Origin of the sequence: Bacillus sp. K2I17 (assembly GCF_002209985.1) — a bacterium.
Classification (GTDB): Bacteria; Bacillota; Bacilli; order Bacillales; family Bacillaceae_G; genus Bacillus_A; species Bacillus_A wiedmannii.
This window is the reverse complement of the sequence record NZ_NJGF01000010.1, coordinates 99,150-111,969: the sequence shown is the minus strand read 5'-3', so window position 1 is coordinate 111,969 and position 12,820 is coordinate 99,150. Positions and strand designations below refer to the sequence as shown.

General features: G+C 35.2%; 13 protein-coding genes. 4 read left to right on the top strand and 9 right to left on the bottom strand.

Features of this window, described 5'->3' with window-relative positions; genetic code table 11:
- The first annotated feature begins 1 nt into the window (after nucleotide 1).
- Complete coding sequence (gene opp4A, locus CER22_RS14230; RefSeq protein ID WP_088608978.1) at nucleotides 2-1,777, top strand: oligopeptide ABC transporter substrate-binding protein; 1,776 nt, start codon at nucleotides 2-4, stop codon at nucleotides 1,775-1,777.
- Nucleotides 1,778-1,877: 100 nt separating this feature from the next.
- Here the strand turns inward: opp4A and CER22_RS14225 are convergent, their stop codons facing one another.
- The 4 genes from CER22_RS14225 to CER22_RS14210 all read right to left on the bottom strand — a co-directional run bounded on the left by CER22_RS14225 (nucleotide 1,878) and on the right by CER22_RS14210 (nucleotide 5,559).
- Nucleotides 1,878-2,003 (bottom strand): DUF4027 family protein, encoded by a 126-nt coding sequence (locus CER22_RS14225; RefSeq protein ID WP_082181333.1) that lies wholly within the window; start codon nucleotides 2,001-2,003, stop codon nucleotides 1,878-1,880.
- A gap of 211 nt (nucleotides 2,004-2,214) precedes the next feature.
- Entirely contained in the window at nucleotides 2,215-2,637 is a 423-nt protein-coding gene (locus CER22_RS14220; RefSeq protein ID WP_000277998.1) for a universal stress protein, read from the bottom strand.
- Between the two features lie 65 nt (nucleotides 2,638-2,702).
- Nucleotides 2,703-4,154 (bottom strand): SulP family inorganic anion transporter, encoded by a 1,452-nt coding sequence (locus CER22_RS14215; protein WP_088608977.1) that lies wholly within the window; start codon nucleotides 4,152-4,154, stop codon nucleotides 2,703-2,705.
- Nucleotides 4,155-4,311: 157 nt separating this feature from the next.
- Nucleotides 4,312-5,559 (bottom strand): ArsR family transcriptional regulator, encoded by a 1,248-nt coding sequence (locus CER22_RS14210; protein WP_088608976.1) that lies wholly within the window; start codon nucleotides 5,557-5,559, stop codon nucleotides 4,312-4,314.
- Between the two features lie 174 nt (nucleotides 5,560-5,733).
- On the opposite strand from CER22_RS14210, the gene CER22_RS14205 reads away from it, so the two are divergent.
- Both CER22_RS14205 and CER22_RS14200 read left to right on the top strand, forming a co-directional pair.
- Nucleotides 5,734-6,411 (top strand): response regulator transcription factor, encoded by a 678-nt coding sequence (locus CER22_RS14205; RefSeq protein WP_088608975.1) that lies wholly within the window; start codon nucleotides 5,734-5,736, stop codon nucleotides 6,409-6,411.
- A gap of 11 nt (nucleotides 6,412-6,422) precedes the next feature.
- The gene (locus tag CER22_RS14200; RefSeq protein WP_088608974.1) at nucleotides 6,423-7,808 is read left to right on the top strand and encodes a sensor histidine kinase; all 1,386 of its coding nucleotides are present in this window, start codon (nucleotides 6,423-6,425) and stop codon (nucleotides 7,806-7,808) included.
- 19 nt (nucleotides 7,809-7,827) lie between these two features.
- Here the strand turns inward: CER22_RS14200 and CER22_RS14195 are convergent, their stop codons facing one another.
- Nucleotides 7,828-8,349: a dihydrofolate reductase family protein gene (locus tag CER22_RS14195; protein WP_088608973.1), complete on the bottom strand. Its 522-nt coding sequence runs from the start codon at nucleotides 8,347-8,349 to the stop codon at nucleotides 7,828-7,830.
- 65 nt (nucleotides 8,350-8,414) lie between these two features.
- On the opposite strand from CER22_RS14195, the gene CER22_RS14190 reads away from it, so the two are divergent.
- On the top strand, nucleotides 8,415-9,398 hold the full coding sequence (locus tag CER22_RS14190) for a helix-turn-helix transcriptional regulator (RefSeq protein WP_179211916.1): 984 nt from the start codon (nucleotides 8,415-8,417) through the stop codon (nucleotides 9,396-9,398).
- A 106-nt stretch (nucleotides 9,399-9,504) separates the two neighbouring features.
- Here CER22_RS14190 and CER22_RS14185 read toward each other — a convergent pair whose 3' ends face one another.
- From CER22_RS14185 to CER22_RS14170, 4 genes are all read right to left on the bottom strand, one after another.
- Nucleotides 9,505-9,882 carry an OsmC family protein gene (locus CER22_RS14185; RefSeq protein ID WP_088608971.1) on the bottom strand — a complete coding sequence of 126 codons (378 nt, stop codon included), beginning with the start codon at nucleotides 9,880-9,882 and terminating at the stop codon, nucleotides 9,505-9,507.
- A complete protein-coding gene (locus CER22_RS14180; RefSeq protein ID WP_088061854.1) occupies nucleotides 9,866-11,284 on the bottom strand; it encodes an amino acid permease in 1,419 nt (472 codons plus the stop codon). Before CER22_RS14180 ends, CER22_RS14185 begins: the two co-directional genes overlap by 17 nt.
- Nucleotides 11,285-11,488: 204 nt before the next feature.
- On the bottom strand, nucleotides 11,489-12,133 hold the full coding sequence (locus CER22_RS14175; protein ID WP_048541720.1) for an amino acid ABC transporter permease: 645 nt from the start codon (nucleotides 12,131-12,133) through the stop codon (nucleotides 11,489-11,491).
- The gene (locus CER22_RS14170; RefSeq protein WP_088080421.1) at nucleotides 12,134-12,790 is read right to left on the bottom strand and encodes an amino acid ABC transporter permease; all 657 of its coding nucleotides are present in this window, start codon (nucleotides 12,788-12,790) and stop codon (nucleotides 12,134-12,136) included.
- Nucleotides 12,791-12,820: the final 30 nt, after the last annotated feature.

Sequence of the window (12,820 nt, the reverse complement as noted above, 5' to 3'; positions counted from 1 at the left end):
AATGACAAATAAGCCAAAGTTTTTCAAAGTATTAAGTACACTTGCAGTTTCAACATTACTACTTTCAGCATGTGGGGGCAGTGGTGGTAGTGAAAAAACGAGCAGCACAAAAAAAGTAGATACAAATAAATTTAGTGCATCTGTTAAAAATGATAAAAAGGAAATTAAAGATGGTTCATTAACATATGGTCTTGTTTCTAACACACCATTTGAAGGACTTTTGAACTTCGCTGTATATGAAGGAGATCCCGATAACCAAGTCATTACAATTTTCGATGAATCTTTATTATCAAATGACGAAAACTGGGAATACACGAATGATGGCGCTGCTACATATGAAATTTCTAAAGATAAAAAGACAATTACACTAAAAATTAAAGATAATGTAAAATGGCATGATGGAAATCCTGTTACTGCTGAGGATTTAGAATACTCTTATCTAGTGATTGGTAACAAACAATATGCTGGTTCGCGCTATGACACTCAAATGCAAATGATTGAAGGTATGGAAGATTACCATAATGGAAAAGCCGAAAAAATTTCAGGTATAAAGGTAACTGATCCAAAAACAATTTCGATTACGTTTAAAACACCAAACCCTTCAGTGAAAACTGGACTTTGGACATACCCTCTTCATAAGAAATATTTAGGAGATGTACCAATCGATAAATTAGCAGAATCTGATAAAATTCGTAAAAATCCAATTGGTTTCGGACCTTTTAAAGTGAAGAAAATCACTCCTGGAGAATCCGTTGAATTTGAACGTTTTGATGACTATTATGGCGGAAAACCAAAACTAAAAAGTATGGTTTTAAAAGTTGTTAACCCTTCCGTTGTTAACGCGTCCTTAAAAAATGGTGATATTGACATTGCTGAAGTAAGTGCAGATCAATATCCAAATGTAAGTACATTAAAAAATGCACAATTAGTCGGTAAAACTGATTTATACTATAGCTATATCGGTTTTAAATTAGGCCATATGGATAAAGAAAAAGAAGAAGTAGTAATGGATAAGGAGAAATTTAAAGATGTTCGTGTACGTCAAGCAATGGCGTATGCTATCGATCGAAAAGAAATTGGTGAAAAATTATATCACGGCCTACGTTATCCGGCTAACTCACCAATCCCACCATCTCTACCAAAATATCATAACAATAAAGCTGGTGCCTATGATAAAGATATAGAGAAAGCTAAAAAATTATTAGATGAAGCTGGCTATAAAGATACGAACGGAGATGGATTCCGTGAAGATCCTAATGGTAAAGAATTTAAAGCTAATTTCTTATCAATGAGTGGTAGCGATGTAAGTGAACCACTTGCAAAATTCTTTATTCAATCTTGGAAAGACATCGGCCTAAAAGTAGAGCTTCTTGATGGTCGCTTACATGAATTTAACTCATTCTACGATATGATTAAAAAAGATGATCCAAAAGTTGATCTTTTCGCGGCAGCTTGGGGAACTGGATCTGACCCAGATCCTTCTGGTATTTGGGCTAAAGATGCAGCGTTCAATTACCCACGTTGGGCTACTGAAAAAAACACAGAATTATTAAAACAAGGTATTTCTCCAGAAGCTGCTGATGAAAAGTACCGTAAAGATGTATACGATAAATGGCAAAAATTAGTTCATGATGAAGTACCATTAATTCCACTTCATTATAAATTTGATTTAAAAGGTGTAAATAATCGCGTAAAAGATTATAAATATACACCAGAAGATCAATACAAATGGGGTAAAGTTAGCGTAACAAGCGATAAAGCAGAAACAGAGAAATAAGAAAATAGCTCCTAGCACTGAGGTACATGCTAGGAGCTATTTTTTATTTATAACCCTTATCTCGCTATTAATAACAACCAATTCCTTTCCTACTGTAAGATTAAAAGATTTGATGAATCATCTTTATTACAACAGCTAACGTAACAGATGCAGCAAATCCTCCTAAACAAATTAAGCTTACCCCTTGACTGTATGATAAATTTTGAAATGATTTCATTGCTTCCATCCTCCCTATCTCCCCTTTGATACTCTTATTTTACCAATGGGAAAATTTTCATAACATCGATTTTACTAACAACTAACTTACAAATTTGTAAGTTAATAATTTCCCTTTAAACTTATATATTTAGTATGTCCAAGCTCTCTCCCTTTATACGTCAAAAAAGACCTCGAATTACATCAAGGTCTTGCTTACACTACAAAATATCTCATTCAATTTACTTTATAATCATCACCGGGCATTTTACACGCTTTGCTATTTTATGACTGACACTACCAAGTACCATCTCTTGCAATGTATTTAACCCTCTACTGCCAGCGATAACGAGATCTATATCCCCTGTATTTACATATTGAACAATCGTATCTCCTGGATCGCCATGTAATATCGTAATTGTATAAGAAATGTTCTCTTTCTTTAATAAACCTTCAATCTCTTTTAATTTATCTTTTCGACTAGCCGATATTGTTTCTAAATCTGTTTGGCCTTGTATAATATCTGATTTTGCCGTTCTATTATCTACTACGTACACAACTTCAACATTTGTTTCTTCGCTACATTTCGCAATATATGTTGCATGTTCCGCTGCTCGAAGTGCATGTTCAGAACCATCACATGCTAATATAATTTGTTTGTACATATGCTGAATCCCCTTTTCGTTATCCTACTCGTATTATATATTAAAGCCCCCTAAAAAGGAGGCTTCTAACTTGCAATTCTTTTATTATAAGTAGCTAAATTTGAAATAATTTTCGAGCTTCGTTCATTTAATCCCGTTATACTTACTTTCACGTCACTTTGTTCATACTTCATAATCACTTTATCAATTGCGGCTACTGCTGAATCATCCCATATATGCGCATAAGTAAAGTTCAACTCAATTTCTTTTACATCTTCATTGAATGAAAAATTATTTATAAAGTCTGCTGTAGATGCGAAGAAAAGTTGACCATGAATTTCGTATATTTTCTTATTTTCAATATATAAATGTTTCACGTGAATCTTTGCCATATTGAATGCAAATAAAACCGCACTAATTACTGTTCCGATAATTACACCTAATGCTAAATTATGTGTAATTAGGACAATCACAACTGTTACGATCATAACCAATGCATTCCCTTTTGGTACTTTATGAATCGTTGTCACAGAGTTCCAATCAAATGTTCCAATTGAAACCATAATCATAACTGCAACTAAAGCTGCCATTGGAATATGAACGACATAGTCACCTAAAACGAACAGTAATACGATTAGAAATCCACCCGCTACAAATGTTGATAAACGACCTCGTCCACCTGATTTAATATTAATAACAGATTGTCCAATCATTGCACATCCTGCCATTCCTCCGAAGAAACCAGCGACAATGTTTGCGATACCTTGACCACGTGCCTCTTTATGTTTATTACTTTCCGTATGCGTCATATCATCTAAAACTGAAGCTGTTAATAAAGACTCTAGTAAACCGATAATTGCAAGCATAACTGCGTACGGTAAAATAATCCCTAATGTCTCAAGTGTAAAAGGCACGTCAGGCATGCTAAAGAACGGTAATTCTTTCGGCAAGCTTCCCATATCCCCTACTGTTTTTAACTGTAATCCGCTCATAAGTGCAATACTTGTCACAATAATAATGGAAATAAGTGTAGACGGTACAGCTGTCGTAATACGTGGAAATACATATATAATTACAAGTCCTAATGCGACAAGTGCATACATTTGCCAAGTTGCATTTTTAAAATGTGGTAATTGCGCTGTAAAAACTAAAATTCCAAGTGAATTTAAAAAACCACTCATAACAGATTTAGGTACAAACTTCATAAATGAGCTCAGTTTGAACACGCCAAAAATAATTTGGACAATACCGGTTAATATTGTTGTAGCAAATAAGTATTGCAAACCATGATCCTTAACGAGCGTGACCATTAATAATGCCATTGCACCTGTTGCAGCTGAAATCATCCCAGTTCGTCCGCCAACAAATGAAATGGTAACTGCAATACAAAAGGCTGCGTATAACCCAACGGTCGGGTCCACGCCTGCAATAACTGAGAAAGCAATCGCTTCAGGAATTAACGCTAAAGCAACGACAATTCCCGATAGCACGTCTCCTCTCACATTGGAGAACCAGTCATTTTTTATCGTTTGAAACAAAATACCACTCCTCTACTCTTTTATCATTTGATTTTCTCCATAAGAAAATCTAGGCCGACTGCACGAAGGCTATTATATAACGAGTAGAGAGATTTTTGCTATGTAAAAGTTTCCTAAAGAAAAAGACGCTACCTTAGCAGCGCCTTTACTCACTTTATTAATGTCCACCGTGCCCTTGACCACTTTCTTGAACAATCTCTAGCCTCTCATCCAATATACCTTGTGTTTCAAATGAAATATCATTCGTACTTCCTAATAAGAAGCCGTGGTTATACGGTCCAAGCGTTGGGTCATCTTTAAACCTCGGCTGAATACTAGCAAGGAAGTCATAGACTGGTTGTGAAGCTTTCCCTTCTTCTAACAATACAATAGGTGCGTGTTTACCCATATGTGAAAATGGTGCTCCTGCAACTGCTAAATCTGGTGTTTTGCTTGAAACAAATGATAAACCGTGACCTGGTTTTGTGAACCCCCAGCCAAATTTCGTTTTTTCATCTTTAAACTTCGCAAATGCAACCGAATTTTCTGTTGGAGTCTCTCCACTAATACGCGTTACTTTTCCGTATTTACTTAACTCTTTTGCTACTGCTTTTGAAATGATTTTTTCTGGTCCTAATACATATATATTCGCTTTATCTTTTCTCATTTTTAATGCCTCTATCGTCGCTTCTGGCACCTTATCTTTTTCTGTATATAAAAGCGGTTCTGGCATATGAGAAATCCAGTTTACAGCTGGTGTTGTGTATAAACGCCCTTCTTCTTCAGACGAACCGATAATAACACTATTTGGATAACTTCCTGTTATATCGGCATATTCTTTATCCACATCTTTAGCAAATATAGCTGGATCCGTTTCTTTTATTTGCTTTACTTTATATGCTTTTAATTGCTCAAGGATAGATGGACCTACATCCCCCATCACCATAATTTGTGTTCCATCTTTCGTTCCGAGCGGATTTAATCGTTTTATTTCTTTTAACGTCATTTCGGGTACCTTTTCTTTTTCTATAAATAAAATTGGACCGTTATTCGGATGGTGAATAAGATCCGCACTCGCAATACCTAATTGCCACTCGTTTACTGGCACTAAAATAACAGCGCCTGGCTGATTCTCTTTATGCGTTGCTGGCCATATCGTTTGCGAAGTTACTACTGCCATTTGCAAAGGATCGTTTGTGTTTAATCTCGTTACATTTTTTAAACTTGTCGTTAATAAATCATTCGATGCACCTTCGTTCATTTCTTTCGGCGCAGTTACCTCCTGATTCATTTTCATTTCCGTTTGCTCTGTTTTTTTCTCTTCTTTAGATTCATGGTTTTTATGATCCGTGTTCGTTTGTCCACATGCAGCAAGACCAACTGCTGTAATTATTGTTATCCCAAAGATTCGGGTCATCTTTTTCACTATACCGCCTCCATATGAATCGTTTTCGAGCCAATATGATTACCTAAAATGGAATTTCAACTTTACAATAACAAGCAATTCTGAAGAAATTATGCAGATGCATGATAATCTGCACCATTTCTTCATGATTTTAACTTACAATTTAAGTAATAACTACAAATGCGGAGGTACTCTATGGTCGATATACTACTCGTAGATGATGAGCCGAGAATGCTTGAATTATTAACGCTTTATCTTACTCCAATCGGATATAACTGCGTATGTGCAGTGTCCGGGGAAGAAGCTATTTCACATATAGAAAATCGAAATTTCAAATTTGTTTTACTCGATATTATGATGCCAAAGATCGATGGATGGGAAACGTGCAAAAGAATTCGATCCTTTAGTAACGTTCCTATCATTATGGTAACAGCTCGTGATCAAACGGTAGATGTCATCCAAGGGTTAAAACTTGGAGCGGATGATTACGTAACGAAACCTTTCCATGAAGAAGAGCTTTTCGCAAGAATTGAAGCTGTTTTAAGGCGAACGAATCAACACGCGCAAATCCAATATCACGGCATTTTATGGGATGAGGCAAAGCATTTCGTTTCTGTCTATAATGAAGAACTTCTTCTCACTCCAATCGAATTCTCTTTACTCGGGTTATTTTTACGTCATGTGAACTACGTATTAAGCCGCGATCAGCTCATTGAACGAATTTGGGGACTAAATACAAATACAGAAGATAGAACAGTCGATTCACATATTCGTAATTTGCGTGATAAATTACGAAAAGTAAATTTCCCTATTGATCATCATTTAAAAACTGTTTACGGAGTCGGGTATCGATGGGTTGATACTCTAGATTAAGGAGCAAAACGATGAAGCGAATATCTATTCAACTCGGATTTTATTTTTTAATTGTTACACTTTTAATTGAAAGTGTTCTATTTGTCTTGCTTTATTATAGCCTTGTCAACAATAGAGTAAATGAAGAAATGACAGCTTTATTAAAGCGTGGAAATAGTCACCGAGATGTCCTTGAAAAGTATTTTGATAAGCAAACAATCTCCCATGTTGCCCTAATGGAATCTGAAGCCGAAACCACTGTCGTTATTACAAATGCCAATAAGGATGTGCTAGCTAAATCCAACGAAATAACTACTACGATAAAAAAGCATATTGAAAAGATGCAAACACGGACAGATCATGACGGAGCAATTATAGAGAATCATTGGAAAACATCTAATTATATATGTACAGTTAGCCCCATTATAGTGGCAGGAAAAACGGAAGGCTACGTATATATGTTTCTCGGAACGGAATCAATCGAGGAAATGGTTAACGGACTAACAAGACAATTCATTATTGCCGGAGTCATTACGTTTCTATTAACAGCCATCACCATCTTTCTCTTATCACGGTTGTTAACAAAACCATTGTTACACATGAAACATGCCACTGAAAAAATGAGTAAAGGCGATTTATCTGTTTCATTAACGACTACTCGAAATGATGAAATTGGTGAACTAACCTCATCTATTCAAACGCTTGCTAATGATTTACATTATATGAAAACAGAGCGAAGTGAATTTCTAGCGAGTGTTGCTCATGAATTACGAACGCCGCTAACATACGTAAGAGGTTATGCTGACATTGCTTTAAAGGAAAACACATCTCCTGAGCAACGTTTGCGATATTTATCTATTATAAAAGATGAGTCTGATTATATTACGAACTTAGTTCAAGATTTATTTTCACTTGCACAAATGGAACAACATAACTTTTCTATTCAAGTAAAGGAAGTATATTTACACACCTTCCTTACTCGCATAGCCGAAAAAGTAAATGCCATGTATAAAGAAAGATACATTAAAGTTTCTTTCTCTTGTCCTCCTACACTGCTAATAAACTTAGATGAACAGCGATTTGAACAAGTTGTAGTAAACATTTTAAATAACGCTTATAGACATTCACAAGAGCATTCTCATATAAATATTTCTGTTACAGAAGGACATAAACGTATTTCCATTACAATTGAAGATGAAGGCGAAGGTATTCCGCCTGAAGACCTCCCTCACATTTTCGACCGTTTTTATCGAGTTGATAAAGCAAGATCACGAGCTACAGGCGGAACTGGTTTAGGACTATCTATCGTGAAAGAAATTGTAGAACTACACGGCGGGAATATTACTGTAACGAGCGAAGTCGATCATGGGTCTTGCTTTATCATTTCATTGCCATCTATACAAAAACACGACTACTGATAGTAGTCGTGTTTCTTTATCATTTTACTTTATAATATAAATTTACAAATTGCCCAAAACGTTTCGTATCCGTTAAAGTTAAATTAATTTCTGGATTCTTTTCTTGAAATAACGGAACTCCAGAACCTAATATATGCGGTGTAATCGTAACGATATATTCATCAATTAGATTATTCTTAAAGAACTCTTTCAGTAAATTCCCTCCACCGACCATCCATATTTTAGATCCTTCCTGTGCTTTTAACCTTTTTGTAAACTCCACTACATCTTCATTTACAAACTCTACATGTCCGTTCGTACCTTTTTCTGAGTTAGAAAAAACATAACATGCTTTATCTAAGTATGGGAATGTTTCCGTATGCTCTACTACATAATCGTACGTTCTTTTTCCCATAATTATTGTATCAATCGTTTCATACATTTCCGTATAACCGTTATCTCCCTCTCCTTCGGTTTCCATTAACCACTCTAAATCATCATTTTCTTTCGCAATATATCCATCCAAACTAGCAGCTATAAATAAAACAACTTCACGTGACATCTCTTTTCCTCCTTGCAACGTATATTGATAAAATGACCTTATACACACTATACTAACCTTAAAACATGACAATTCATGTCATGTTAAAAAAGAAACGAGTGAGATGGTTGTCAAAAGCAAAACGTTTACTAGACATTCTTATATTCGCTTCTGCGAAAAGAACATTTACAGCTCAGGAAATAGCTGATGAATTTAACATTTCTGTTCGTACTGTCCATAGATATATTTTAGATTTAAGTGATATGGGATTACCCCTTTACGCAGAACAAGGTCGTAACGGAGGATATAAAGTATTAACGAATAGAGTCATTCCGCCTATTTTATTTACCGAAGAAGAAGCAGTATCCATCTTTTTTGCTTTTCAATCTTTAAGTTACTATCGAGACTTGCCTTTTAACACAGAAATCAATTCTGTTACACATAAACTGTATAGCTCTCTACAGCATGATGCGAAAGCGAAAGTTAATAAAATACATTCTTATATCGCGTTTTGGAATCCGAAGAGAACAATTAATACACCTCTTTTAAACGAAGTACTAACTGCGGCTATTGAAAATAAAAATTTACACTTTCAATACGAATCTAAATCGGGGATAAAAATAAAACATGTTCATCCTATCGGTGTATACGCTCATGATGGTCTATGGTACCTACCATCCTATGACTTCAGCAGAAAAAAAGTATTACTGTATCGCGTTGATCGTATTCTTTCTATATTATCAACAGAAGAAAATGAAGATACGTTCATGAATTTAGAAGAATGGTTCGACTCGAGCTCTAACGTAGTACACACTCCTACCCAGTTACATGTCTCATTAACAGCAGAAGGTGTGCGCCAATGTAAAAGCGTTCCTTACCTTGAAGAATTCGTAGTAGTAAACGAAGACCAGACAGGATATATACATTCAACAATTGATAAAGGAGAAATCAATTTTATTACCCCTTTGTTTTATAGACTTGGAAAAGATGCACAAGTTTTAGAACCGAAAGAATTGATAGACGGTTTACGTATGCGCGCGAAAGAAATTTTACATATGTATGAAGACTGAAAAAGCTGCTATATATAAGCAGCTTTTTAGTCTAATTATTCCATTACACTTTCTCCTCTCTCTAAAATATAAAAACGTGAGAGCCGTATTCTCACGTTTTTATGTTTCACTTTATTAGTTCAATTGTTTCCGTAACTTTTATACTATCTTTTACCGATTGAACAATCGTGCAATTTTTCACTGCAAGTTGTAGTGCCTTGTCCAATTGCTCTTTTGTAATGTTTTGGGCTTTAATTTTATAGTGCAAATGAACACTTTCAACTGGTTTTGATAAAGCTTCACTTCTACCAATTTCCGTTTCAATTGTAAACGTATCGTATGTAATACGTTTCTTTTCTAAAATTGTTTGAAAGACAATTGCACTACATCCTGCGATAGAAGAAACGAGTAATTGTAACGGTGAATACCCATTTTCTTTTCCAATCGCTAATGGACCATACGATAAATCTGCCTCTATACCATCATGCTTAATTTTTATTTTCATACTTCGCTTCCATCTCCACTTTCATCGGTTTCTTCCGTTTCTTACTCATATAATAATATATATAGCAGAAAATGATAAATGGAATACCACAGTATAACGCCATTCTTTGTTCTGGAATAAACGCTAAACTAATAACAACGATGCTATTTGTAATTAAAGCTAAAATAGGAACAATTGGATATAACGGCGTTCTATACTTTAAGTCCTCTAACTTTCCTCCGCCTTTTATATACTGACTTCTAAAGCGAAGTTGCGATAAAGCAATAATGATCCAACTTGAAACAGCTGATAAACCAGCTATAGATAATAAGTACATGTACACTGTATCTTCTGCAAGGAAACTTGTGAATAAAGAAAGGCCAGCTACTGCAATCGTTACAACCAGTGCTGTAATTGGAATACCACGCTTATTTACTTTCTGGAACGATGTTGGTGCCATTCCTTCATTTGCAAGTGACCATAATATACGAGTTGCCGCATATAATCCTGAATTCGCTACAGATAGTAACGCTGTAATAATAACGAAGTTCATAATATCAGCTGCGTATGGAATACCGATTTTATCAAATACGACTACGAATGGACTTTCAATTACCCCTGCTTCTTTCCAAGAAATTAATCCTACTAAAATCGTCATTGTTAAAATGAAGAATAACATAATGCGCCATACTGTATTACGAATTGCACGTGGAATTGTTTTTTCTGGATTTTCACTTTCTCCCGCTGCAATCCCGATTAACTCTGTTCCTTGGAATGAGAAGTTAACCGTAATCATTGTAAGTAATACGGCAGCTAGTCCATTCGGGAATAATCCACCATCGCTTACAAAGTTAGAGAAAAGAGGTGCTGCTTCTTTTCCGTCATATGATATAAACCCTAATAATGCACCACCACCAAGAACAACAAACGCAAGAATTGTCACTACTTTAATACTAGAGAACCAAAATTCTAATTCAGCATAACTTTTCGCCGAAATTGCGTTTGACGCATATAGAATAACGCCGAATACGAGACACCATACCCAAACATCAACATTCGGAAACCATCTTTTCATCATTAAACCGATTGACGTTAATTCTAGTCCTACTGTCACTGCCCAGCCAAGCCAATATAGCCAGCCAATCATAAAGCCCGTTCCTGGCCCAATAAACTTCGTCGCATACTTTTGGAAAGAACCTGAAACCGGCATTGCTACCGTTAACTCTCCAAGACAAAGCATTGTTAAATACATAATAAATCCGCCCACTAAATATGAAAGGATGGCTCCCCCTGGTCCAGCCTGATTAATGGTATAACCTGAACCTAAGAAAAAACCAGTCCCGATTACACCACCTAGTGCGATCATAAATAAATGTCTACTCTTCATCGTACGATGTAATTTCTCATTCGTTGATTGCTGCATCTAAATCCTCCCCCTACCGATACCCCTATATCTTTTTAAAATTTTCTGATAATAAAAATATACACGAAAGCGATTACAATTTCTATATAAAATTAAAACTTTTCTGATAAAACAATATAAAAAATCGAATTATCGCGAGATTTGGATTATAATTAAAGGAAAATAAGGAGAAACAAGGAAAAACCTTTACATATATTGTAAAGGTCAACGGATTTCTAATCTTCTCGATAAAATTGATAAACTATAATTTATGATAAAGTACATACAAGCTACTACTATAAACGTTGGAATCATATAATTCACATTCTGTCCGCTAATAATTTGAGCATTATGCATAAGCTCTGGCAGTGATATAACAACTGCTAATGATGTATCTTTCAGCAATGAAATAAACTGACTAACAAGCGGCGGGACCATTCTTCTTAATGCTTGTGGTAAAATAATGTGCCAAAGCGCTTGAACATACGTTAATCCTGAAGATCTTGCAGCCTCAATCTGTCCTTTTTCAATAGATAATAAACCACTTCGAACAATTTCAGATATCATTGCTGCTTCAAATATTGTTAAAGCAACAATTGTAGCTGTTATAATTTCTAATTTCAAGCCTGCTTCTGGAAGTGCAAAATACGTGAAAAATATAATTAAAAGTAGTGGTAAATTTCGAATTACTTCAACGATAATTCCTAATACTTGTGAGACGATAGGTATTTTCATATACCGCAATATCCCTATTACACTACCAATAATAAAGCTAAGTACAATCGCTACGAGCGCTACCTCTAGTGTTATAAGTAATCCTTTTAATAAAAACAGAATATGATCTCCTGTAATTGCTCCCTTAAAATCCATTTACACCGCCTCCTTTGCTAAGCGTTTTTCTAAATAACGCACTAGCATACTGAGCGGAATTGTTAATATTAAATAAAACATCCCGACAAATATATAGACGTCGAACGTAACCAATGTCTTCGTTGAAATTAAGTCTCCTTGATACATTAAATCCGTACCAGCGATAATTCCGAGTATGGAAGAGTTTTTTACTAAATTGAGAAATTGATTTCCTAGAGGAGGAATTACGATTTTCATCGCTTGGGGTAAAACGATATGGTACATTGCTTGCGTATAAGTCAATCCTGAGGAACGTGCTGCTTCCATTTGACCTTTTGCGACTGATAAAATACCAGCGCGAATAACTTCCGCAATAAACGCTGCCGTATATACGGTAAGCGTAACTGTTCCTGCTACAAACCCATTTAAAGTAATTCCTATTACAGGTAAAGCAAAATAGAATATAAATGCAATTAATACAAGTGGAATATTTCTTACAAACTCCACAAAAACTGATCCTATCCAATTTAAAATACGAATAGGTGCAATACGCATTACAGCCAAAATTACTCCTAAAATAAAGCTTCCTATTAATGCAATTACACTAGACATAACTGTATACTTAAAGCCTTCTAAATACATATCAATGTTATTCGTTAATATAGAAAAATCAGGCACATATTCTCCCCTCTTTCTTTACAAGAAGAG